Here is a 22,195-nt window from a genome sequence, read left to right as displayed (position 1 = left end):
CGCGGGTTGATGCCGAATGCTCGGCCGGTCCACCGTAGCGTGCGCGCGGGCGGTGGATCGACCAGAGCGGCAAGGCGGTCAGCTGCCGGTGCCTGCCTTGCCCCAGTCCGGGCCCGCCCTGTCCCACGCCTGGTCCCAACGGGCGTACCGGCGGCGGACCATGCGCCAGACGATCACCCGTCTGATGCCCTCGACCAGCCCCGCCGCGAGCGCCGCCGCCCCGACCCCTGCGAGCACGGCGTGCGTCGTCGCCGTCTCGGAGTCCAGCGGGCGGATGGTTATTCGCCCCTGGGGATCGGTCCAGAGGTGGAAGGTGTCGCCGGGCCGGGGGGAGTCGAGACGGGTCAGCACCGTGCCGTGCCGCGGGGTGCCGTCCGGGGCGGTCCACTCCGCGAGGACGCGGCTGCGCAGGTCCTGTCCGCTCGTCGGGTCGGGTTCCTGGTCGAGTACACCGCTCTCCAGCCTGCGCACCACCGTGGCCGTGACCAGGTGCCGGGTGTGCCGCTGGTCGCGCGCGGCGCGTTGCAGCGAACTCTGGGCGGCCGAGCCGACGAGGAAGCCGCTGACGGGCACGGCCACCACCATCAGCAGCAGCGTCACGAGGGCCACCCACGCCTCGGCCAGATCGGTCGCACGGCGCAGCGGATTGTGCCGCCAGCGCCACAGACCGCCGATCGCTCGCACCGTCGCACCCCCCTTCCCGCTCCGGGACAACCCCGGGCGCAGCCGCTCACGTGGGAGTCCGGCCGAAGAGAGAGCGAAATCACCTCGGCTCCGGCACCGGTCCTCTCACGAACTTCTCATCAGGTCCCAACGACCGGGCCCCCGCCGGGGGTTCCCGGTCCTCTTCGAGGACCCGCACCGGATCGCCGACCCGGATCGTGCCGCTCGACCGGGGCACCGCCTGCCGGCCGAAGACGAGCCGGCGGTCGACGTTGCGGTGGCGCCCCAGGGTGTGCAGCGGCTCCTTGCCCCGTGCGCCGGTGGCCTGGTCGACGGTGGTGACGACGCAGCGGCCGCACATCCGGGTGATCCGCAGGACGACGTCGCCGATCGCGATGCGCGTCCAGTCGTCCTCGGCCCACGCCGACGTGCCCGCCACGACCACGTTCGGCCGGAAACGGTTCATGGGCAGGGGGCCCTCGTCGGCGTGATCGCCCTGCGCGATCAGCGAGTTGAGGGCGTCGAGGGAGGCCACCGTGGTGATGAGCAGCGGATAGCCGTCGGCGAAGCTCACGGTCTCGCCGGGCAGCGCATGGTCGGGGTCCACCGGGCGGCGGGTGGCCGGGTCGTCCATGTGGACGAGGGTGACGTGGGAGCCGAGGTACGCCGAACACCACGCGTGCGCCGCGGCATCGGCGGGGACGGCCTCGACCTTCGTGCCGAAGACGTTCACCGTCACCGTGGACGACGGCTCCGGAACACGCACCGTGAGCGGTTCAAGACCGGGTGCGGACAGACTGATACCGCCGCCGGGCTCCGGCCCGGCGGCGGCCAGCGCGAGACGCGGTTGCTCACGCTGCGTGACGACCTTTCCCCCGTCGTCGATCAGCACCCAACGCCGGTCTCCGGCCGGGCCCCAGGGCTCCACCAAGGCCTCCCGGGGCGAGAAGCCCCGGAACGCCTTGACCGGATGGACGTGGATCGACTGCACTACGGCGTTCCCCATACGGCCATCGTGCCAGGTGGCACCGACAGCCGGGGGAGCCGATCAGTAGCCGCGGTACTGCTGGTTGTTGTACGGGTCCTGGTACGGAGCCGGGGCGGGGCGGGGCGCCGCGGGGCGCATCGCCTCGTAGCCGGTGCCCGTCGCCATCGGCCGCGGCGGCTGCTGCTGCTGCATCTGCGGCATCTGCTGCGGGCCGGGGTAGCCGCGGGGCGCGGACGCCTGCTGCGGGATGTACGCCGTGGGCGCCTGCTGCAGCGGAGCGGGCTGCTGCGCCTGGGGGTAGCCGTAGGAGGGGGCCTGATGGGACGGGCCCGCCGGGAGGGCGGGCAGCGCCGACGGCAGCGCGGGCAGGTTGCTGCCCACGTCGTACGCGGCGGGGACCCGGATCGGGGCGATCTGCGGGGTGCCCCGCTCGGCCACGAGCGAGTCGTAGATCGGAGTGTCCGGGAAGGAGGCGGAGTAGTAGCCGCCGCCATAAGGGGAGCGGGGGGAGGTCATGGCACATAAGTTAAGCCCACGATGTGCTGGTTGGGGAGACCGATAAGAGGGTTGTTTTCCGTGTCGGCAGTGGCCTCGGATCCCCAATCCGAGCGAACTCGGCAAAATAGGACGACGATCCGCGTTTAGATCACGTAAAGGGCTAGTTCCCGGCGGGTAACCGGGGGTTGGCCAGCGATCTTGCTGTGCCGTACATGGGAGTTCCCTGTCCACCGGAATACGTTGGGAGGACAGGGAAGGCAAGGGACGATCCGGGTGCGGCCCGGTGTGCCGAGACGTGATGGGGGCGGACATGTCAATGTCGAAAGGGTCCAATACGCCGGTGCCGACGACGGCCCTGCGTGTCGAATTGGGGTGGCGCTCCGGCCCCGGTGTCCCGGACGTGGACGCATCTGCGCTGCTGCTGGTCGCAGGCAAGGTCCGCTCGGACGCCGACCTCGTCTTCTACAACCAGCCCGCCCACCCCTCGGGTGCGGTCCGCCATGAGGGAAAACAGGACACCGACGGACGGGTCGCCGACCGGCTGCTCGTCGACCTCCCACGCGTGGAGGACACCGTCGAGCGCGTGATCATCGCCGCCTCGGCGGACGGCGGCTCCTTCGGCCAGGTCCCGGACCTCTACGTCGAGGTCCAGGACACGCAGCGGGGCGGTGTGGTCGCCCGGTTCGACAGCCAGGGGGCGACCGTCGAGACGGCCTTCGTGCTCGGCGAGTTCTACCGCCGCCAGGGCGCCTGGAAGTTCCGCGCCGTGGGCCAGGGCTACGGCACCGGACTCGAGGGCCTGGCCACGGACTTCGGCATCACCGTGGACGAACCCCAGCACACGCCCGCGCCTACGCCCACGCCCACACCCGTTCCGGCACCGGCCCCGCCGCCCGTCGCGCCCCCTTCGCCCCAGGCCCCGCCGCCCCCGGTGGGCCCGCCGACCCCTGCCGCGCCCCCGGTGCGCCCGGCGGTCCCCGTCACCGTGCCGCCCCCGTCCGGCCCGCCCGTCCCGTCGCCCCCGCCGCCCGCCGCCCGGCCGGTCCGGCTCACCAAGGTGACGCTCACCAAGGCGGCCCCCTCCGTCTCCCTCACCAAGCAGGGCGGAACGTCCGGTGTCCTGCGCGTGAACCTCAACTGGCAGGTGCACAAACACCTTTCCGGCTGGGGCGGGAGACGCGGCACCGACCTCGACCTCGACCTGTGCGCCCTGTACGAACTCGCCGACGGCCGCAAGGGAGTCGTACAGGCCCTCGGCAACGCCTTCGGATCGCTGCACCGGCCGCCGTACATCCACCTCGACGGCGACGACCGCACCGGCGCGCAGACGGCGGGCGAGAACCTCACCGTCAACCTCGACCACCGCCAGGACCTCCGCCGCGTCCTCGTCTTCGTGACCATCTACGCGGGCGCCACCTCCTTCGCCGACCTGCACGCCACGGTCACCCTCCAGCCCCAGCACGGCGCCCCCGTCGACTTCTCCCTCGACGAGTGCACGGTCCCCTCCACCGTCTGCGCGCTCGCCCTGCTCACCAACACGGGCGGCGACCTCGTCGTCCGGCGCGAGGCCCGCTACCTCGTCCCCGAGCGCGGGGTCAGCCCGCAGCGCACCGTCGACCGCGCCTACGGCTGGGGCATGAACTGGACACCCGGCCGCAAGTGACGCCCCGTCAGGCCCTGTTCCCGTCCGTCCTCGTCAGCCCTCGTCAGCCCTCGTCGGCCATCGCGTCAGGCCGGGCGTACGTGCGGCCCTTCCACGCGGCGCCACGCCCCCGGTAGTGCTGCACCGCCGAGTCGACCGTCATCAGGAGGTACAGGAACGCCGTGAACGGCAGCAGCGGGGCGAGCCACCACGGCTGCCGGTAGTAGCGCAGCATCGGGAGGTACGTCCCCGCCATCACGCACCACGCCGGCGCCCCGGTGACGGCCGCGGCCCAACTCCCCGTGACCGCGCCCGCGACCACCGCCGCGGACGGCACCAGATACACCAGCGCGAGCCCGGCGACCGTACCGAGCAGCAGCAGCGGACTGTGCCGCAACTGCGCGTACGCGCTGCGCGAGACCATCCGCCACAGGTCGTGCAGCCGCGGATACGGACGCACGCTGTCCACCCGCTCCGCGAGCCCCAGCCAGATGTGTCCCCCACCGCCCTTCACGGTCCGCGCGAGCGCCACGTCGTCGATCACCGCGTGCCGGATCGCGTCCGGGATCCGCGCCCGCTCCGCGGTCTCCGCGCGCAGCAGCACACAGCCGCCCGCCGCCGCGGCGGTCCGCCCGCCCCTGCGGCCGATCCACCGGAACGGATACAGCTGCGCGAAGAAGTAGACGAACGCCGGCACCACCAGCCGCTCCCACGGGCTCTCCACCCGCAGCCGCGCCATCAGCGACACCATGTCGAAGCCCCCGGTCCGCGCCGCGGCCACCAACTGCCGCAGCGAGTCCGGGGCGTGCGCAATGTCCGCGTCCGTCAGCAGCAGGTACTCCGGCTCCCGCGCGCGGGCCAGCGCGATGCCGTGCCGCACCGCCCACAGCTTGCCCGTCCAGCCCGCCGGCGGTTCACCGGGGGAGTCCACCGTCAGCGGCAGCCCGCCCGGCCGCGCGCCCAGCTCACGGGCCAGCTCCCCGGTGCCGTCCGTGCTCCCGTCGTCCACCAGGAACACCTCGGCCCGCCCCGGATAGTCCTGCGCCAGCAGCGACGGCAGACTCTCCGGCAGGACGGCCGCCTCGTCGCGCGCGGGCACGACGACACACACGGACGGCCACACGTCGGGCTCCCGGCCCGGCGGCAGCCGTACATCCGTACGCCAGAAGAAGCCCTGACACAGCAGCAGCCACAGCCAGGCGGCGAGGGACACGGCGGCGATCCACACGACGGCGCTCACCCGCGCAGTCTGCACCACCCGACCGGCGGCCCGGCACCGATCGTCTATCGTGGCCGGGTGAAGATCGCGCTCATGGACTCCGGAATCGGCCTGCTGGCGGCCACCGCCGCGGTACGGCGCCTGCGCCCCGACGCCGATCTCGTGCTCTCCCTCGACCCCGACGGAATGCCCTGGGGCCCGCGAACCCCCGAGGACCTCACCCGGCGGGCCGTCGCCGTCGCCGAGGCCGCCGCCGCGCACGGGCCCGACGCGCTCGTCGTCGGCTGCAACACCGCCACCGTGCACGCGCTGCCCGCGCTGCGCGAACTCCTGGAGCCCGGCGTCCCGGTGATCGGCACCGTGCCCGCGATCAAGCCCGCCGCGGCCGGCGGCGGCCCCCTCGCGATCTGGGCGACGCCCGCCACCACCGGCAGCCCCTACCAGCGCGGACTCGTCGAGCGGTTCGCCGGCGGCGTGAGCGTCACCGAGGTGCCCTGCTGGGGCCTGGCCGAGGCCGTGGAACACGCGGACGAGACCGCGATCGACCTCACGATCGCCGCGGCGGCCTCACTGACCCCGGCCGACGTCACCACCGTCGTCCTCGGCTGCACCCACTACGAACTGGTCGCCGAACGCATCCGCGCGGCCGTGCAGCGCCCCGACACCCCGCCCCTGGTCCTGCACGGCTCCGCCGGCGCCGTCGCCGCGCAGACGCTGCGCCGCGTCGGCGAGCAGCCCGATTCCACCGCCCCCGCCGAGGGCACCCTGACCGTGCTGCTGAGCGGACGCGAGGGCGAGCTGCCCGCGGCGGCGCTGAACTACGCCGAGGGCCGCATCCTCCCCGCCGTGAGCCCCACCCGCTGACCTGCCCCGGACGCTGTCACGCTCCGCGTTCCGGTACCCGCGCAGCGAAACTTGGGTAACCTTTTAGTCATGAGGGACGACCCCCACGACCCCCACGACAAGAGCGCGGCCTCCCCCAAGGTGTGGACCGGACGGGCCACCAACCGGGTGCAGTGGCTGCTCGCGCTCGGCGGTGCGGCCTGCCTCGCGCTCGGCATCGAGCTGGCCGTCGTCTCCGCCTGGACCTCCGGCATCGCCCCGCTGGTGATGTCGGTCGTCGGCTGCATCACGGCCGGCCTGCTCGTCCTCTTCGGCACGCTCGCGTTCGTGCACGTCGACCTCAAGCTCGACGACAAGTCCCTCGAAGTGCGCTGCGGCCACATCGGCGTGCCACGCCGCCGCATCCCGCTCAGCCAGGTCGTCGGCGCCGAGTTCGCCCCGCACGTCACCCCGCGCCAGTGGGGCGGCTGGGGCTACCGATGGCGTCCCGAGAAGGGCACCGCCGTCGTCGTGCGCAAGGGCGAGGGCGTCGTCCTGCGGCTGTGGGACGGCCATACGTTCACGATCACCGTGGACAACGCCGAATCGGCCGTACGGGTGATCAGGGACCGGCTGCGCTCCGGCACGCCCGGCTGAGCCGACGCTCACCCAGGGCCGGGACCAGGGCCGGCCGACTCCCCGTAAGGCTCCCCATGCTTCCCGTGCCGGTCCGCGCGCTGCTCCCCGGTGAACGGGCGGGCCGTGGCCAGCCCCGCCAGCAGCCCCGCGCCCGCCGACACCGCCGTGAAGCTGAGCGCGTTGCCGACCGCGGCGAGCACCCCCACCGCGGTCAGGGCGGCCCCCGCCGTCAGCGCGACCGGGGTGGGGCGGGCCGTGCGCCACAGCGCGAAGAGGATCCAGCAGAACGCCGCCGCGAGCAGCAGCACCCCGAGCAGCCCCTGCTCGGCCGCCTGCTGGAGCGGCGCGGAGTGCGGCTTGCCGTCGGACAGCGGCGTCTGCGGCACGGCGGGGCTCAGCTCGCCGAACCGGCCGGGTCCGACACCGAGGGCGGGGTCCTGCCGCGCCAGGCGCAGGGCGTCGTGCCACGACCCGACACGGCGCGGGGTCAGCAGGCCCTCGAACGACTCCGTGAGACCGGCGGGCAGCACGTTCCCGGCGAGCGCCCAGACCGTCCCCGTCACGAGGACCGCCGTCAGCGCCAGGCCGAGGAGACCGATCCCGCGGTGCCGCATCCGGCCGGCGGCGAGCGAGCACAGCAGCACGGCGGCGCCCAGGACACAGCCGGTGGCCGACCCGGTGACGGCGGCGGTGACCACGATCCCGGCGGCGAGCACCCGAAGGGCCGACCGCAGCGCGAGCAGGGGAGCGGCCCACGCCGCGCAACACGCGGCCCCGGTCGCCAGGACCAGCAGCGCGGCCTCCGCTCCGGCGTACCCGAGCGGCGCGGTGAACTGCGGGCCGGGCGCGACACGCGGCATGGCCGTCGCGAGGACGACTCCGGCCAGCGCGCCCGCGCAGGGTGCGGCGACCGGCAGCAGCGCGCCCGAGACACGTCCCGCGGCGTAGCCGGCGGCCACGGCGAGCACCGCGAGCAGGACCCCTTCGGGGCGTCCGTCGTGTGCCGCCGCCGTGATCAGGGACCACACGGCGCAGGCCCCGAGCACCACGACGCCCACCGCGTCAGAAACGTTTCGTCTGTCGCTGTCCGCGTCCGCCTCCGTCGCGGACGCCGTCCCCGTCGACCCCACCCCGCCGCCCCTCGTACCTGGTCCCCCGACCTGTGGAGACACCGCGCGCGGGCCGCGACCGGCCGTGCGACACGGGCTCGGCCACACCGTAACGGCTGCCGGACCGTTTGTGGACGACTCGCGCACGAATGTCTGCCGACGGCGGGACGGTTGCGATCGCCCGGCCGGTGCTGTCCTGTGACCGGCGGTGTCCTGGGTCTTTGCGGGCGGTGGGGCGGGTGGGGCGGGTGGGGCGGCGATCGGTGACCTGGGCCGACCGTGTGTCATGCGCTGCGGGGTGGGTCGGGCCGGGTTGAGTCGCGGTCGGGTCGGGTCGAGTCGGGTCGGGTCTGGGGCCGGGGGCGGGGTGGCCGGTGTCCTGGGTCGACCGGCGGCTGCCGTCCGGGCCGGCTGCCGGTCGGCGGGGTTGCCGACGGGGTGCGCTGCCGTCTGCGGCGAGGCCGCCGGGCGTGGCTGCCGGAAGAGGTGCTGTTCGGCGGGAGTGCCGTCCGGGTGGGGCTGCCGGGCGTGGTGCTGTTCGGCGGGAGTGCCGTCCGGGTGGGGCTGCTGGGCGAGGTGCTGTTCGTAGGGGCTGTTGTTCGGTGAGGCTGTCGTTCGGGGCGTGGCCGCCGGGCAAGATGCTGTTCGCAGGGGGCTGTTGTTCGGGCGAGCCCGCCGTCTGTCGGGGCTGCCGTCCGTCGGGTAGCCGTTCGGCGGGCTGTCTTTCGTCGAGGTCGTCAGGGTCGGCTCGCCGAGGCCGGCCGGGCCGGGGCCCGTCCCGCCGCCCCGGCCGGCGTCACGGCGGAGCGGCGTGGGCCGCTCTGTCGGCCGGTCGGGCCGCCGCCGTACACTCCCCGGGTGACCGTCACCGCACCCCCCGTGGACCAGTCGGACCAGCTCCAGCCGCCGCCCGCGCCCGGAGCGCGCCCGGCCTGGCTGCGGCGCCTGGTCCCGGCCGTCGGCGCCGCAGCCTGCGGCGTACTGCTGTACGTCAGCTTCCCGCCGCGCACCCTGTGGTGGCTGGCCCTGCCCGCCTTCGCCGGGTTCGCCTGGGTGCTGCGCGGCCGCGGCTGGAAGGCGGCCCTCGGCCTCGGCTATCTGTTCGGGCTCGGTTTCCTGCTGCCCCTGCTGGTGTGGACCGGCGTCGAGGTCGGCCCCGGCCCGTGGATCGCGCTGGTCCTCGTGGAAGCGATCTTCGTCGCCCTGGTCGGCGTCGGAGTCGCCGCGGTCTCCAAGCTACCGGCGTGGCCCCTGTGGGGCGCGGCCCTGTGGATCGCCGGCGAGGCCGTACGCGCGCGGGTGCCCTTCCACGGCTTCCCCTGGGGCAAGATCGCCTTCGGGCAGGCGGACGGCGTGTTCCTGCCGCTCGCCGCGCTCGGCGGCACCCCGGTGCTCGGCTTCGCGGTCGTCCTGTGCGGCTTCGGCCTGTACGAGGCCGGGCGGCTGCTCGCCGAGGGGCGCCGCACCCGTGTCGTCCGGAAGTCGGCCGCTGCCGCCGCCCTGCTGAGCGTGGCCGTCCCGGTGGTGGGCGCCGTCGCCGCCCGCCCGCTGGTGAGCGACAAGGCCGAGGACGGCACCGCGACCGTCGCCGTCATCCAGGGCAACGTGCCCCGCTCCGGCCTGGAGTTCAACGCCCAGCGGCGTGCCGTGCTCGACTACCACGCGCGGGAGACGCTGAAGCTGGCCGCCGACATCCAGGCGGGCAAGGTCGCGAAGCCCGACTTCGTGCTGTGGCCGGAGAACTCCTCCGACATCGACCCCTTCGCCAACGCCGACGCCGCCGTGGTGATCGACGACGCGGCCAAGGCGGTCGGCGTGCCCATCTCCGTGGGCGGCGTCGTCGAACGGGACGGCAAGCTGCTGAACGAGCAGATCCTCTGGGACCCGGTGAAGGGGCCCACGCAGACGTACGACAAGCGCCAGGTCCAGCCGTTCGGCGAGTACCTTCCGCTGCGCTCGCTCATCGGCGCGATCAACAAGAACTGGACCAGCATGGTCCGCCAGGACTTCAGCCGGGGCTCCACGCCGGGCGTGTTCGACATCGACGGCGCCAAGGTCGGCCTCGCCACCTGCTACGAGGCCGCCTTCGACTGGGCCGTGCGCGACACCGTCACCGACGGCGCGCAGATGATCTCCGTGCCGAGCAACAACGCCACGTTCGACCGCAGCGAGATGACCTACCAGCAGCTCGCCATGTCCCGCGTCCGCGCCGTCGAGCACAGCCGGACCGTGACCGTGCCGGTGACCAGCGGCGTCAGCGCGATCATCATGCCGGACGGCAGGATCACCCAGAAGACCGGCATGTTCGTGCCCGCCTACCTGGAGCAGAAGATCCCGCTGCGCTCCTCCCGGACCCCGGCGACCGACCTGGGCATCCTGCCCGAGATCGCGCTCGTGGTGATCGCGGCCGGCGGTCTCGGCTGGGCGATCGGGGCGGGCCTGCGGGGGCGGCGCACGACCGACGCGTGACGGACGCCCGGACACGACGCGGCGCCCCCGACGCCCTGGTGGCACGGTGGGCGCCGTGATGTCCGGGCGGTGGGGTGCGTGCGGGGCCCGTTAGGGTCGGTCGCATGGCTACTCCTGACTTCATCCGCACCCTCCGGGCCTCCGCCGGTCATCAGCTGCTGTGGCTTCCCGGGGTCACCGCCGTCGTCTTCGACGACCGGGGCCGTCTTCTGCTGGGGCAGCGCGCGGACAACCACAAGTGGGCGCTGCTCTCGGGCATCCCCGACCCGGGTGAGCAGCCCGCCGCCTGCGCGGTGCGCGAGGTGTACGAGGAGAGCGCCGTACGGTGTGTCCCCGAGCGGATCGTCATGGTGAAGTCGGGACGGCCGGTCACGTTCGACAACGGTGACATCTGCCAGTTCATGGACATCACCTTCCGCTGCCGGGCCGTCGGCGGCGAGGCACGGGTCAACGACGACGAATCCCTGGACGTCGGCTGGTTCGAGGCGGACGCGCTGCCGCCCATGGACGACTACCACCTGGTGCGGATCAAGCAAGCCATGTCTGATGAACCCACATGGTTCGAACCCACGAGTTTTGAATGAACTATGGGGCGTGACCATATGTGGCCAGGTGGGAGCGCTGCTTAGGGTCGTTCCATGACCCCGTCCAGCACCCCGCCCGGCCCTCATGCCCCGTCGCTCGACCTCATCGGCCGCACCGCCCTCGTGACCGGCGCCGCCTCCGGCATCGGCCGCGCCTGTGCGCTGCGGCTCGCCGCCGCGGGGGCCGAGGTGAGAGCCGTGGACCGGGACGCGACCGGTCTCGACGGGCTCGCCGAGGAGGCCCGGAGCCTGGCGGACCGGAGCCTGGCGGGCTCGGTCGTGCCGCACGTCCTCGACCTCACCGACCTGGACGCCGCCGAGGCGGCTGCCGCCGGGACCGACGTCCTCGTCAACAACGCCGGGCTCCAACTGGTCCGCCCCATCGAGGAGTTCCCGCCGGACGTCTTCCACACCGTGCTCACCGTGATGCTGGAGGCCCCCTTCCGGCTCATCCGCGGCGCCCTGCCCCACATGTACGGTCAGGGGTGGGGCCGTATCGTCAACGTGTCCTCCGTCCATGGGCTGCGCGCCTCGGCCTTCAAGTCGGCCTATGTGGCCGCCAAACATGGTCTGGAGGGACTCTCCAAGACCGCCGCGCTGGAGGGCGCACCCCATGGAGTCACCTCCAACTGTGTGAACCCCGCCTATGTACGCACCCCGCTGGTCGAGAAGCAGATCACCGATCAGGCCCAGGCGCACGGCATCCCCGAGGAGCGGGTCGTGGCCGAGGTGTTCCTGAAGGACAGCGCGCTCAAGCGGCTCATCGAACCGGAGGAGGTCGCGGAGGCCGTGGCGTACCTGTGCGGCCCGCAGGCGTCCTTCGTGACCGGCACGTCCCTGGTCCTCGACGGCGGCTGGACCGCCCACTGACCGGCACGTCCACGCCGGACCCGGAGTTTTCCACAGGCACGAACGGACGGACGGGCGATGCGTAATCCTGTGAACATGTCCAGCGATCACGCGCAGCCCGACCGGCACGCCGCCACCGAAGCCGCGGCGCCGACCACCGCTGCGCGCACGCCGGACACGGCCGACCACACACCGAAAGCGGACGACCGCACGCCGGAACCGCACGCCGACGTCCGCCCACCGGAGTCGGACGCTGCCGTCCGCCCACCGGAGTCGGACGGCGGCGCCCGCACGCCCGAGCCGGAGGGCGGCGCCCGTACGCCGGACGACACCACGCCCGCGCCGCAGGCGTCCGCACCCACGCCGGACGACGTCGCCGAGGCGCCCTACCTCGCGCTGCTGGCCCGCGGGGCCCCGGCGGAGGCGTACGAGCAGCCGGTGCTGCTCGCCCGTGCCGAGGGCCGGTCCGCCGACCGGGTCGCCGCGCTGGAGCGGGCCAAGGCCGTCGCGCTGCGCGTCCGGGCGGAGCTGGAGGGCCGACGCCGTCGCGAGGCGGAGCTGTCCGCCCTGTTCGAGACCGCGCACGACCTCGCAGGGCTGCGCGACCTGGACGCCGTGCTCCAGGCGATCGTGCAGCGCGCCCGCTCCCTGCTCGGCACGGACGTCGCCTACCTCAGCCTCAACGACCCGGCTCGCGGCGACACCTACATGCGGGTCACCGAGGGCTCCGTAGCCGCCCGCTTCCAGCAGCTGCGGATCGGCATGGGGGAGGGGCTCGGCGGACTCGTCGCCCAGACCGCCCGCCCCTACGTCACCGACGACTACTTCAAGGACGGCCGCTTCCAGCACACGCTCGCCATCGACGCCGGCGTCCGTGACGAGGGCCTGGTCGCCATCCTGGGCGTACCGCTGATGCTGGGACCGCACGTCATCGGCGTGCTCTTCGCCGCCGACCGGCGCGCGAGGGTCTTCGAACGCGAACAGATCGCGCTGCTCGGTTCCTTCGCCGCGCTCGCCGCGGCCGCGATCGACACCGCGAACCTCCTCACCGAGACCCGCTCCGCCCTGGCCGGCCTGGAGCGCGCCAACGAGATCATCCGGGACCGCAGCGGGGTCATCGAGCGCGCCTCGGACGTCCACGACCGGCTCGCCGAACTCGTCCTGCGCGGCGGCGGGGTCCACGACGTGGCCGCCGCCGTCTCCCAGGTCCTGGACGGCACCGTCGAGTTCGCCGAGACCGGCAACGCCCCGCCCGAGGCGCTGGAGGCGTCACGCGCCGAGGGCCACGCGGTGCCGTACGGCAAGGACTGGATCGCCGCGGTCGCCGCGGGCGAGGAACTCCTCGGCGCGCTGGTCCTGCGCGGGCACCCGGGCCTCGACCCCGTCGACCAGCGCACCCTGGAGCGGGCCGCGATGGTCACCTCCCTGCTCCTGCTCGCCCGCCGCTCCGCCGCCGAGGCCGAACGGCGAGTGCGCGGCGAACTGCTCGACGACCTGCTGGACGCCCGCGACCGGGACCCCCGCCTGCTGCGCGAACGCGCCGCCCGGCTGCGCGCCGACCTGGACGCCACCCACACCGTCCTGGCCGCCCGTCTCGACGGCCCCGCGGCCGACGCCGACCAGGAGGCCGCCGCCCGCCGCCGGCTGTGGGCCGCCGCCTCCCACCTCGCCACGACCCGGCAGGGCCTGGCCGCGGCGAGGGACGGCGGCACGGTCCTGCTGCTGCCCCTCGGCCCCGGGGACACCGCCGCCGGCGTGGCCCGAGGCGTCGCCCGCCAACTGGGCACGGCCGTCCACGAACCGGTCACCGTGGGCGCCTCCGCCCCCGTCACCGACCTCCTCGCCCACCCCGAGGCCCTGGCCGCCGCCTACGCCGAGAGCCGCCGCTGCCTCGACACGCTGCGGCTCCTCGACCGGGTCGGGGACGGGGCGGCGGCCGAGGACTTCGGCTTCCTCGGCCTGCTCCTGGCCGGCGAGCGGGACGTCGGCGGATTCGTCGAGCGCACGATCGGCCCGGTGGTGGCGTACGACGAACGGCGCGGTACGGATCTGCTGCGCACCCTCGACGCGTACTTCGCCTGCGGCATGAGCCCGGCCCGCACCAAGGACGAACTCCACGTCCACGTCAACACGGTGGCCCAGCGCCTGGACCGCGTCGCCCGCCTCCTCGGCCCGGACTGGCAGGAACCGGCCCGTGCGCTGGAGACCCAACTGGCGCTGCGCCTGCACCGGTTGGCGAGACCGACGCGCCACTGAGACACCGCCCGCACGGAAGCCGGCCGGCGGTCGGAGCCCGGCGGGCACGTCGGTTCCGGCTCGGCACGAGTCCCCACAAGCCGTAGGGGTGGGCGTTGTACGCTGACGGGCATGATGCGCCGGATGTGGTCGGAGCCATGGGTGCACACCGCCTACGACCTGGCCCTCGCCCTGCTGGTGGCCTACTCGACGCTGTCCTACGGCACGGGCTACGACACGGTCGTGGGTTTCTCGATGGCGGTGGCCGTGGCGTTCCGTCGGCGCCGGCCCATGGCGGTGATGGCGGTCGTCTCCGCTCTCGCCCTGACGCAGTATCTGCTGGCGGTCCTTCCCGAGCCGTTGGCGAGCGACGGCGCCGTGTACGACATGGCTGTCCTGATCGCGATGGTGACCGTGGTGAGCCATGCCGGGCAGGTGTGGAAGGTGTATGCCGCCGGTGGTGTTTCCGTGCTGGGCGTCGCGTTGGTGTTCGGGGGCACGGCCGATGTCACCTCCGACTCGGGCCGGGACGGCCTCGATCAGGCTCTGGGGTTCGCGGGCGCGTGCGCGGCGGTGTGGCTGACGTCGTACATGATGCGGACCCGTCGGCTGTACACGGTCGTCCTGGAGGAACGCGCGGTCATCGCGGAACGGGAGCGTGACCACCTTGCCCGGATCGCCGCGGCTGAGGAACGTGCGGAGATCGCACGCGAGTTGCACGATGTGGTGGCGCACAGCCTGGCGGTGATGATCGTGCAGGCCGACGGGGCCGGTTACGCGATCGCGACGGATCAGGACAAGGCCGGCGCGGCGATGCGGACGATCGCGGGCATCGGCCGCGAGGCGCTGGAGGACATGCGCCGCATCGTCGAGGTCCTTCGCGGCACGAAGGGGTCGCAGGACGAGGACGGCGGCGATCGTCGCCGGGTCGGCCTGGCCCATCTCGAGCCGCTGGTGGGGCGGGCCCGCGTGGCCGGACTCCAGGTGGACCTGAGCGTCGAGGGCGAGTGGCGGGGACTCTCGGCCGCCGACGAACTGACCCTCTTCCGTATCGCCCAGGAGGGCATGACGAACGCGCTGCGGCACGCCGGTCCCTCGGCCCGGGTCTCCATCGCGCTGCGGTTCGACGAGGACACCGCCGTGCTGGAGGTCGTGGACGACGGCGCGGGCAAGTTGGCCGGCACCGCTCCGGTCGTGCCCGGGTCGGGCGGCAACGGGCTCATGGGCATGCGGGAGCGGGTGGCGACGCACGGCGGGCGGTTCACCGCCGGCCCCCGGCTCGGCCCGGGCTGGCAGGTCAGGGTCGAGCTTCCCGTGAGGACAACCGCATGAACGACACGAGCGACACCAGCGACATGAACGACATGAACGACATGGACGGCAGGAACGGTACGGGCGGTGCGAACAGGCCGATCCGTGTGGTCGTCGTGGACGACCAGCCGCTGGTGCGTGCCGGATTCGCGATGGTGCTGGACGCGCAGTCGGACATCGACGTCGTCGGTGAGGCCGGGGACGGAGTGGAGGCCCTTTCCCTGCTGGACGGCACTCCGGCCGATGTCGTCGTCATGGACATCCGTATGCCGCTCATGGACGGTGTGGAGGCCACCAAGGAGCTCGTCGGCCGCCCGAACCCGCCCAAAGTCCTTGTGCTGACCACGTTCGACACCGACGAGGACGCGTTCGCCGCGCTGCGGGCGGGCGCGAGCGGCTTCCTGATCAAGAACGTGCCGCCCGAGGAATTCCTCGCCGCGATCCGCGTGGTCGCGGCGGGCGACTCCGTGGTGGCCCCCCGGGTGACCCGCCGGCTCCTGGAGCGGTTCGCCGGACAGCTCGACCCCGCGCCCGAGCGGGAGGACAACCGGCTCGACGTCCTGACCGAGCGGGAGCGGGACGTTCTGGAACTGGTCGCCCGGGGACTGTCCAACTCCGAGATCGCCGGCCGCCTGTACGTCGCCGAGACGACCGTGAAGACGCACCTCGGGCGGATTCTGACCAAGCTGGAGTTGCGCGACCGCGTTCAGGCCGTCGTGCTGGCCTACGAGACCGGACTGGTCCGGCCCTCGTCCGGCTGACGTCCGCCGCCCCACTGGCCCCACTCGCCCCGCTTCGCCCCACCAGGGTCCCACCCCGGAAGGACCCGGACCCCGTCCTCCGTACGACCCGGGTCGTACGGGCCCGGCCGCGGGGGTCGTGTTCCCCTCCGATGTGCGGTGAATCCCGCCCGGCCAGAATCGTCGACGACACGAAATGAGCGTGTCTCGACCATTCCCCGGAGGGCCTCGGATGAACAGCGCTGGGCAGCAGAACAACAAGACCGGAAGCCTGAGGACAAAGGCACTGGTATTCGGGATCGCGGCCGTTTTTCTGGTGTCGGCGGGAGCCGGGGGCGCCTATTGGCTGCACCAGCGTGGTCTTCCCAGCCAGGCGTCCGCGGCCGATTGCGATCTGGCCCAGAAGATCATCGACGAGGCGCAGACCCAGGACAGGTCCACCGTCGTGAAGTGGACCGAAGACATGCACGACCTGCGCATGGAGAAGATGAAGGACGGCTACCTCGGGCTGCAGATCGCCCGGTACGAGGACTCGGTCGCCGCTCACCTGACGGGAAAGGGCGAGGCGCCGACGAAGGCGGAGTTGGCCGACATGTCGAAGCAGGCGAATTCGCACTGCACCGGGGTCGAGCACACCCTCGTTTTCCCGCCCGTCGCGGCATGACGCGTTCCGCATCGTGGAGCCGTGAGCCGTCGAGGAGACAAAGATGATGAGTGCCTGCGCGGTTGCGCACGAAAAAACAATCATTTCCCGGTACGAGAGTGGTGAAGCAGCCGTCAGCGCGCAGGACCTCGTCAAGGTCTTCGGCCGGGGCGATGGCGAAGTACGGGCCCTGGACGGGGTGACCGTCGCCTTCGCCGGTGCGCGGTTCACCAGCATCATGGGCCCGTCGGGCTCCGGAAAGTCCTCCCTGATGCACTGCCTGGCCGGTCTCGACACCGCCACCTCCGGGCGGGTGCTGCTCGGCGGCACCGATCTCACCGGCCTGTCCGACCGCGCGCTGACCACCGTGCGGCGGGACCGGATCGGCTTCGTCTTCCAGGCGTTCAACCTGCTGCCGCAGCTGACCGCGGCGCAGAACATCACGCTGCCGCTCGACCTGGCCGGCCGGCCCGTCGACCGGGAACTGCTCGACCACCTCGCCGGCACCCTGGGCATCGGTGACCGGCTGACCCACCGGCCGAGCGAGCTGTCCGGCGGTCAGCAGCAACGGGTCGCGCTGGCCCGGGCGTTGGTGTCGCGGCCCGCCGTGCTCTTCGCCGACGAGCCCACCGGCAACCTGGATTCGCGTTCCGGCGCCGAAGTGCTCGGCTTCCTGCGGGACTCGGTGCGCGACCTCGGGCAGACCGTCGTCATGGTGACCCACGACCCGGGCGCCGCCGCCCACGCCGACCGTGTTGTCGTCCTGGCCGACGGCCGTGTCGTCGACGATCTGGACGCCCCGACCCTGACGTCGGTCACCGACGCGCTGCAGCGCCTGGCGGGTGCCTCATGAGCCGCGGACCGGGCATCGGCGACGCCGCCGTGCTGCGCACCCAGCTCGCCGGGGTGCTGGTCCGGCCCGGCCGGCTCGTCATGACGGGCCTCGCGGTACTCGTCGCCGCGTTCGTCGTCTTCGGCACCGTGATGGCCCAGCAGATCACCGAACGAACCGCCCTCGACCGCTTCAGCGGCACCCCCGGGGCGACCAGTCTGATCGTCACCGCGAACGGAGACGGGAACGGGGACGGGGCCGACGACGGAGACGGGGACGGGGCGGCGATCACCGACGCGAGGATCAAGGCCGTGCGAGCGGTGTCCGGCGTCGCCGAGGTCGCCGCTCGCACGGAGATCGGCGTCTCGCTCTCCGGCGTCTCGGCCCGCTACCTGGAGCTCCGAGGCGACCCGGGCACCGGGCGACTGTCCCGCGTTCGGGTCGTGTCGGGCCGTTACCCGGACGGCCCCCGGGAGGTGGCCGTGAACCGCCCGGCCTCGCAGCAGTTCGAGATGAAGCCCGGCGACCGCGTCGCCATGCTCTTCCCGAAGGGCGGGGACGGCGGGACGAAGAAGGTCACCGTGACCGTCACGGCCGTCGTGGAGGCCAACTCCGACCGCACGGCCGCGGGTTACGCCCCCGCCGCCGTCATCGACGCGACGGCCGGTCTGCGGGGGTATCCGCAGCTGGACATCGGCGCGGATCCCGGGGTGTCCGCCGCCACGCTGTCCGCGCGGCTGGCACCGGTGTTCCATGCCGCCGGTGCCTCCGTCAAGGTCGTCCCCGGCGACACCGTACGGTCCCTGGAGGCCGAGGACGCGGTGAAGCAGTACGCGGACGTCTTCCGGCTCATCTCGATGTTCCTGGCGATCGCCGTGGTCGCCGCCGCCCTCGTCTCGACGTCCACCTTCCGTATCGTCTTCGCCGGGCGGCTGGGCCAACTGGCGCTGTTGCGGACCATCGGCGCGCACCGCGGCCAGCTCGTCCGGGCGCTCGCCGTCGAGGGCGCGCTGGTGGGCCTGGCCTCCGGCACGGTCGGCGTCCTGCTGGCGCTCGGCGCCGGACACGCCGCCCCGGTGATCGCGGGCGCCGCCGGGCAGACCCTCCTGGCCCCCGGAGCGCCGGTCCCCGCGGCGCTGGCGGTGGTGCTCGGCGCCGTGCTGGTGACGCTGGCCGCCGTACTCGCCCCCGCGCTGTCCGCCTCCGGCGTGTCCCCTCTGCAGGCGTTGCGCAGCGCGAGCACCGTGTCCGGGGCACGAGGCATCGGGCCGGTACGCCTCGGGTCCGGTCTGTTCCTCGCCGCGGCGGCACTCCTCCTGGTCGCCCTGGTCCTCGTCGACCTGCCCGAACCGGGCAGCCCGGACTACGACGCGTCGACGGGCCTGATGGTGACCGTCGCGTCGGGCGCGCTGGCCTTCCTCGCGCTGATCGCCCTCGGCCCGCTGCTCGTACGGCTGGTGCTGGCCGTCGCCCGGCGGCCGCTGCGCCGCCTCGGGCCCACCGGCACCCTCGCCGTCGGCGGCGTCGGCGGGGTCCCACGACGCGCCGCGGCCGTGTCGGTCGTCGTCGCGCTCGGCGTCACCCTGATCTCGGGCACCCTCGTCGGCGTCGCGAGCCTGCAAGGGTGGGCGGACCGCGGTCTCGCCCTCAAGGCCCCGGCGGACTTCGACCTGAGCGCCGCCGACGGCCTCGGCGCCGAGACCGTACGCCGGGTCGAGGCCCTGCCGGAACTGGCCCACACGATCGACTACCGCGTCACCGACGTCGCCGTCGACGGGTCCGACGTACGGGCCACCGACCTGGACCTGGCCGCCCTGCCCACCGCACGCCGGCTGTACACGGCCACCGGCGACCTCGGCGATCTCGGTCCCGGCCGGGTGATCGTCAACGCCCGGCTCGCCAAGCTGCTCGACGTGACGGCCGGCGACGGCATCACGGTCACCACACCCACCGAGGGCACCGTCCGCGCGACCGTCGCCGCCACGCTGCCCGGTCAGGCACCGCTGGGCGCCGACCTGATCGCCGCTCCCGCGGACCTCGGGAAGATGGGCGCCTCGTCGCGGCCGACCGGCGTCCTGGCCGACGCCGCCGAGGGCGGGCGGACGGCTCGCAACGCGGCGGCGAGGGCCATCGAGAAGACCGTCGGCCCGGACACCGACGCCTATCTGACCGTCCTCGCGGAGGACCGCGACAACTACGACGGCGACCTGGAGGTGGCGGCCACCTCGGCACTCGGTCTGCTCGGGCTCACCGTCCTCATCGCCGTCGTGGGCGTCGGCACCACGACCGGTCTCACCGTGCTGGAACGCGCCCGTGAGTCGGGACTGCTGCGGGCGCTGGGACTGGGCAGGGCCGGGCTGCGTTTCATGATCAGCATCGAGGCCGGCCTGTACGGGGTCGTCGGCGGCGTCCTCGGCCTGGCCCTCGGCGTCCCCTACGCCTGGCTGACGGTCCGGGTGCTGAACCTCGGCGCGCCCCTGCTCCTGCCCGTGGGGCAACTGCTGGCGGTGTTCGCGGGGTTGGTGGTCACCACCGCCCTCGCCGGACTGCTCCCCGCCCGCCGCGCGGCACTGATCAGCCCGGTCGCGGCGCTGGGCACCGCCGAATGACACGGTACGGCCGAGGGCCGCTCGTGACGACGGCGACGCGGTCCTCGATCGCGACCCCTACGGCGCGAGCAGACTGCGGATCACGGACGTCAGGCGGGACGGGGGACGCGCAGCTCGAACCACGTGGTCTTGCCCCGTCCTGCCGGTGAGCTGCCCCAGGCCGAGGCCAGGGCGTCGACGATCAGGAGCCCGCGCCCCGACTCGGCCTCCTGATTCTCGGTCGCGTCATCGAGGGGAGTGGTCGGAACCGGTGGGTAGGGGTCGCCGTCCCGGACTTCGACCCTGATGCGGTCGGGATAGCCACGCAGTCGCAGATCCACGTCGCTGTGGGCGTGGATCAGCGCGTTGGTGACGATCTCCGTCGCCAGCAGTTCCAGGTTGTCGAGCGGCACGGGGAGGTCCCAGCCCTCCAGTTGCCGCCGGAGGAAGAGGCGCGTCCGGGAAACTCCCTTGAGGTCATGGCGCGTCAGAGAGGTCTCCGCCAGACGGCAGTGGCCGCGGGGCCGGCTTCCCTCGTAGCGCAACAGCAGAAGCGCCGCGTCATCGGCGAAGCCGGCCGAGGGGCGACAGGCATCGATCATGCGGTCGGCCAGTACCTCCAGGTCTGCCCGGCTGCCGGCCACGAACAGATCGGAGAGTTCCGCGGTGGCCCGTTCCGTCCCGAGCTCGCGGAAATTGAGCAGGCCGTCGGTGTACATCGCGACCACGGCCCCCGTCTCCAGCACCATGTCGCCCTGCTCGTAGCGTGGCTGCCCCTCGACGCCCAGAGGCGGTCCGACGGGGGAGCGCGGACGGCGCAGTCGTGACCGGTGGTCGGTGACCAGGGGCAGGGGGTGTCCCGCTGTCGCCATGCAGACGACGCCCGTCGCGACGTCCAGCCAGAGGCAGCAGCAGGTGGCGTAGAGACCCGTATCCAGATTGACCAGCAACTGGTTGCTTCGCGCCAGGATGGCCGCCGGATCATGTCCTTCGTCCGCGTACGCGCGGACCGCGCTGCGCAACTGGCTCATCACCGACACGGCTTCGAGGCTGTGCCCCTCCACGTCACCGACCACGAAGCCGATGCCGCCACCCGCGAGGGCGATCACGTCGTACCAGTCGCCCCCCACGGCGGCTCCCTGCGCCGCGGGGAAGTAGCGGGTGGCCGTGACCACTTCGGACAGGTGCGGAACACTCCGCGGAAGCAGGCTGCGCTGGATGCTCTGCGTCACCGCGTGTTCGATCTCGTAGGCCCGAGCCCGGGCCAGCGCCTGACCGATCTGCTCAAGCATGATCATCAGTACGGCGATCTCGTCGGCGCGCAGAGGGACGCCGGCCTCGTCGAATCCGAGGACGCAGCAGCCCACCGCCTTGCCGTGGGAGATCAGGGGGAAGTAGGCGTGGGCCTGACGGTCGTGATCGATCTCATGTGCCGGATATTCCTCCCGGAGCTTCTCGACGGTGGGGAAGATCCTCACCTTCACGCCCTTGATCGTGTCGGTCTCGGGGGTTCGCCGGGACAGCAGTGTTCCTTCGATGCCGTGGACCTGTTCCCGTGAACATCCCGCGGCACCGACCACATGGAGACGCTCCGCCTCCACGAGGCAGAGAGCCACCGTGCTTCCGTGGAAAGCGCGCACCACGCGGGTCTGGGTGATGGCCACGATGTCCCGGACACACACCGCTCCGGCGAGCTCCGTGGCGAGTCGCTGCAACTGATAGAGGAATCGGTTGCCGGAACCGGGCTCGGACCGCTGTCCGCGCGGCGTCCCGTGCCCCGCGTCCGCGGTGCCCCGGTCGCAGGAGACGAAGACCGGCGTCCTGTCGCTCGTGACGGACACGCCCTTGCCGGCGAGGTCCTCCAGTGTCGCGGCCAACTCGTCCGCGACGACCTGGAGTTCACGCAGTTCCCCGTCGGTGACGACGCGTGGCGGAACACAGCGGACGGTGATGGCGCCGAACCGCCGTCGCGCCGTGCGTATCGGAGCCGATGCCACCGTCAGGGGGAACGGCATATTGGTGACCAGCGACGGCGACGCCTCGGTCAGCTTCCGCATCCCCTGCGGATCGCGCAGCACCGCGACCCCCTTGCGGTGCGCCGCCGCCGTCGGGAAACCCATGTTGTCGACGGAGATCTCCGGCGTGATCGCGAAGCTCAAGGGTGTGTCCATGGTCATGGCAACGGTCAAGTACCTGCCGTCCCGCGTGAGCAGGTAGGCGGTGCAGGTGCTGGGATCCAACCCGCTGTACACCTGACGCAGGGCGGAAGCCATCGCTTCTTCGCGGTGCGCGTCGAGTTCTTCTCGTGGCGCGGAGAATTCAATATCCATCATTTCAAATGTACTCATACCTCGCAGGCTCAGG

At 72.9% G+C, this 22,195-nt stretch carries 19 protein-coding genes; 13 read left to right on the top strand and 6 right to left on the bottom strand.

The features are described 5' to 3' along the window. Positions 1-78: 78 nt before the first annotated feature. From AB0F77_RS26205 to AB0F77_RS26195, 3 genes are all read right to left on the bottom strand, one after another. Positions 79-684 carry a hypothetical protein gene (locus AB0F77_RS26205; RefSeq protein WP_361953409.1) on the bottom strand — a complete coding sequence of 202 codons (606 nt, stop codon included), beginning with the start codon at positions 682-684 and terminating at the stop codon, positions 79-81. 79 nt (positions 685-763) lie between these two features. After that, complete coding sequence (locus AB0F77_RS26200) at positions 764-1,669, bottom strand: MOSC N-terminal beta barrel domain-containing protein (protein WP_361953406.1); 906 nt, start codon at positions 1,667-1,669, stop codon at positions 764-766. Between the two features lie 42 nt (positions 1,670-1,711). After that, entirely contained in the window at positions 1,712-2,167 is a 456-nt protein-coding gene (locus AB0F77_RS26195) for a DUF6643 family protein (protein ID WP_361953403.1), read from the bottom strand. A 298-nt stretch (positions 2,168-2,465) separates the two neighbouring features. Here AB0F77_RS26195 and AB0F77_RS26190 point away from each other — a divergent pair, with 298 nt between their 5' ends. Beyond that, a complete protein-coding gene (locus AB0F77_RS26190) occupies positions 2,466-3,812 on the top strand; it encodes a TerD family protein (RefSeq protein ID WP_361953647.1) in 1,347 nt (448 codons plus the stop codon). A 43-nt stretch (positions 3,813-3,855) separates the two neighbouring features. On the opposite strand, the gene AB0F77_RS26185 is transcribed toward AB0F77_RS26190, so the two are convergent. Beyond that, positions 3,856-5,031: a glycosyltransferase gene (locus AB0F77_RS26185; protein ID WP_361953400.1), complete on the bottom strand. Its 1,176-nt coding sequence runs from the start codon at positions 5,029-5,031 to the stop codon at positions 3,856-3,858. A gap of 72 nt (positions 5,032-5,103) precedes the next feature. Between AB0F77_RS26185 and AB0F77_RS26180 the strand changes: the two genes are divergently transcribed. Beyond that, positions 5,104-5,874: an aspartate/glutamate racemase family protein gene (locus AB0F77_RS26180; protein ID WP_361953644.1), complete on the top strand. Its 771-nt coding sequence runs from the start codon at positions 5,104-5,106 to the stop codon at positions 5,872-5,874. Positions 5,875-5,943: 69 nt separating this feature from the next. Beyond that, the gene (locus tag AB0F77_RS26175) at positions 5,944-6,489 is read left to right on the top strand and encodes a hypothetical protein (RefSeq protein WP_361953397.1); all 546 of its coding nucleotides are present in this window, start codon (positions 5,944-5,946) and stop codon (positions 6,487-6,489) included. Between the two features lie 8 nt (positions 6,490-6,497). On the opposite strand, the gene AB0F77_RS26170 is transcribed toward AB0F77_RS26175, so the two are convergent. Beyond that, positions 6,498-7,529, bottom strand: coding sequence for an O-antigen ligase family protein (locus AB0F77_RS26170; RefSeq protein WP_361953394.1), 1,032 nt, complete (start codon positions 7,527-7,529; stop codon positions 6,498-6,500). Between the two features lie 489 nt (positions 7,530-8,018). On the opposite strand from AB0F77_RS26170, the gene AB0F77_RS26165 reads away from it, so the two are divergent. The 10 genes from AB0F77_RS26165 to AB0F77_RS26120 all read left to right on the top strand — a co-directional run bounded on the left by AB0F77_RS26165 (position 8,019) and on the right by AB0F77_RS26120 (position 19,852). Next, on the top strand, positions 8,019-8,186 hold the full coding sequence (locus AB0F77_RS26165) for a hypothetical protein (RefSeq protein WP_361953391.1): 168 nt from the start codon (positions 8,019-8,021) through the stop codon (positions 8,184-8,186). Between the two features lie 252 nt (positions 8,187-8,438). Next, positions 8,439-10,049, top strand: coding sequence for an apolipoprotein N-acyltransferase (gene lnt, locus AB0F77_RS26160; protein ID WP_361953388.1), 1,611 nt, complete (start codon positions 8,439-8,441; stop codon positions 10,047-10,049). Positions 10,050-10,153: 104 nt separating this feature from the next. Beyond that, positions 10,154-10,633, top strand: coding sequence for an NUDIX domain-containing protein (locus AB0F77_RS26155; RefSeq protein ID WP_361953384.1), 480 nt, complete (start codon positions 10,154-10,156; stop codon positions 10,631-10,633). 54 nt (positions 10,634-10,687) lie between these two features. Continuing rightward, positions 10,688-11,503, top strand: a complete 816-nt coding sequence (locus tag AB0F77_RS26150) for a 3-hydroxybutyrate dehydrogenase (RefSeq protein ID WP_361953382.1) — start codon at positions 10,688-10,690, stop codon at positions 11,501-11,503. A 75-nt stretch (positions 11,504-11,578) separates the two neighbouring features. After that, complete coding sequence (locus AB0F77_RS26145) at positions 11,579-13,738, top strand: GAF domain-containing protein (protein ID WP_361953379.1); 2,160 nt, start codon at positions 11,579-11,581, stop codon at positions 13,736-13,738. 111 nt (positions 13,739-13,849) lie between these two features. After that, positions 13,850-15,049 carry a histidine kinase gene (locus AB0F77_RS26140; protein ID WP_361953376.1) on the top strand — a complete coding sequence of 400 codons (1,200 nt, stop codon included), beginning with the start codon at positions 13,850-13,852 and terminating at the stop codon, positions 15,047-15,049. Positions 15,050-15,090: 41 nt separating this feature from the next. Beyond that, positions 15,091-15,789, top strand: coding sequence for a response regulator transcription factor (locus tag AB0F77_RS26135; protein WP_361953641.1), 699 nt, complete (start codon positions 15,091-15,093; stop codon positions 15,787-15,789). A 211-nt stretch (positions 15,790-16,000) separates the two neighbouring features. Then, positions 16,001-16,432, top strand: coding sequence for a hypothetical protein (locus tag AB0F77_RS26130; protein WP_361953373.1), 432 nt, complete (start codon positions 16,001-16,003; stop codon positions 16,430-16,432). Between the two features lie 46 nt (positions 16,433-16,478). Further along, the gene (locus tag AB0F77_RS26125) at positions 16,479-17,264 is read left to right on the top strand and encodes an ABC transporter ATP-binding protein (protein ID WP_361953638.1); all 786 of its coding nucleotides are present in this window, start codon (positions 16,479-16,481) and stop codon (positions 17,262-17,264) included. Then, positions 17,261-19,852, top strand: a complete 2,592-nt coding sequence (locus AB0F77_RS26120; protein WP_361953370.1) for an FtsX-like permease family protein — start codon at positions 17,261-17,263, stop codon at positions 19,850-19,852. The genes AB0F77_RS26125 and AB0F77_RS26120 overlap by 4 nt, the downstream gene beginning before the upstream one ends. Before the next feature lie 89 nt (positions 19,853-19,941). Here AB0F77_RS26120 and AB0F77_RS26115 read toward each other — a convergent pair whose 3' ends face one another. Further along, the gene (locus AB0F77_RS26115; RefSeq protein WP_361953367.1) at positions 19,942-22,161 is read right to left on the bottom strand and encodes a SpoIIE family protein phosphatase; all 2,220 of its coding nucleotides are present in this window, start codon (positions 22,159-22,161) and stop codon (positions 19,942-19,944) included. Between the last annotated feature and the right edge of the window lie 34 nt (positions 22,162-22,195).

It is taken from the genome of Streptomyces sp. NPDC026672, assembly GCF_040638185.1.
Taxonomy (GTDB): Bacteria; Actinomycetota; Actinomycetes; order Streptomycetales; family Streptomycetaceae; genus Streptomyces.
This window is presented reverse-complemented; position numbering and strand designations above follow the sequence as displayed.

What these genes read in the sequence shown, in the direction of transcription:
- AB0F77_RS26200 (WP_361953406.1), bottom strand. Translation starts at nt 1,669, where the DNA reads ATGGGGAACGCCGTAGTGCAGTCGATCCACGTCCATCCGGTCAAGGCG.
- AB0F77_RS26195 (WP_361953403.1), bottom strand. Translation starts at nt 2,167, where the DNA reads ATGACCTCCCCCCGCTCCCCTTATGGCGGCGGCTACTACTCCGCCTCC.
- AB0F77_RS26190 (WP_361953647.1), top strand. Translation starts at nt 2,466, where the DNA reads ATGTCGAAAGGGTCCAATACGCCGGTGCCGACGACGGCCCTGCGTGTC.
- AB0F77_RS26180 (WP_361953644.1), top strand. Translation starts at nt 5,104, where the DNA reads ATGGACTCCGGAATCGGCCTGCTGGCGGCCACCGCCGCGGTACGGCGC.
- AB0F77_RS26175 (WP_361953397.1), top strand. Translation starts at nt 5,944, where the DNA reads ATGAGGGACGACCCCCACGACCCCCACGACAAGAGCGCGGCCTCCCCC.
- AB0F77_RS26155 (WP_361953384.1), top strand. Translation starts at nt 10,154, where the DNA reads ATGGCTACTCCTGACTTCATCCGCACCCTCCGGGCCTCCGCCGGTCAT.
- AB0F77_RS26150 (WP_361953382.1), top strand. Translation starts at nt 10,688, where the DNA reads ATGACCCCGTCCAGCACCCCGCCCGGCCCTCATGCCCCGTCGCTCGAC.
- AB0F77_RS26145 (WP_361953379.1), top strand. Translation starts at nt 11,579, where the DNA reads ATGTCCAGCGATCACGCGCAGCCCGACCGGCACGCCGCCACCGAAGCC.
- AB0F77_RS26140 (WP_361953376.1), top strand. Translation starts at nt 13,850, where the DNA reads ATGATGCGCCGGATGTGGTCGGAGCCATGGGTGCACACCGCCTACGAC.
- AB0F77_RS26135 (WP_361953641.1), top strand. Translation starts at nt 15,091, where the DNA reads ATGGACGGCAGGAACGGTACGGGCGGTGCGAACAGGCCGATCCGTGTG.
- AB0F77_RS26130 (WP_361953373.1), top strand. Translation starts at nt 16,001, where the DNA reads ATGAACAGCGCTGGGCAGCAGAACAACAAGACCGGAAGCCTGAGGACA.
- AB0F77_RS26125 (WP_361953638.1), top strand. Translation starts at nt 16,479, where the DNA reads ATGAGTGCCTGCGCGGTTGCGCACGAAAAAACAATCATTTCCCGGTAC.
- AB0F77_RS26120 (WP_361953370.1), top strand. Translation starts at nt 17,261, where the DNA reads ATGAGCCGCGGACCGGGCATCGGCGACGCCGCCGTGCTGCGCACCCAG.
- AB0F77_RS26115 (WP_361953367.1), bottom strand. Translation starts at nt 22,161, where the DNA reads ATGGATATTGAATTCTCCGCGCCACGAGAAGAACTCGACGCGCACCGC.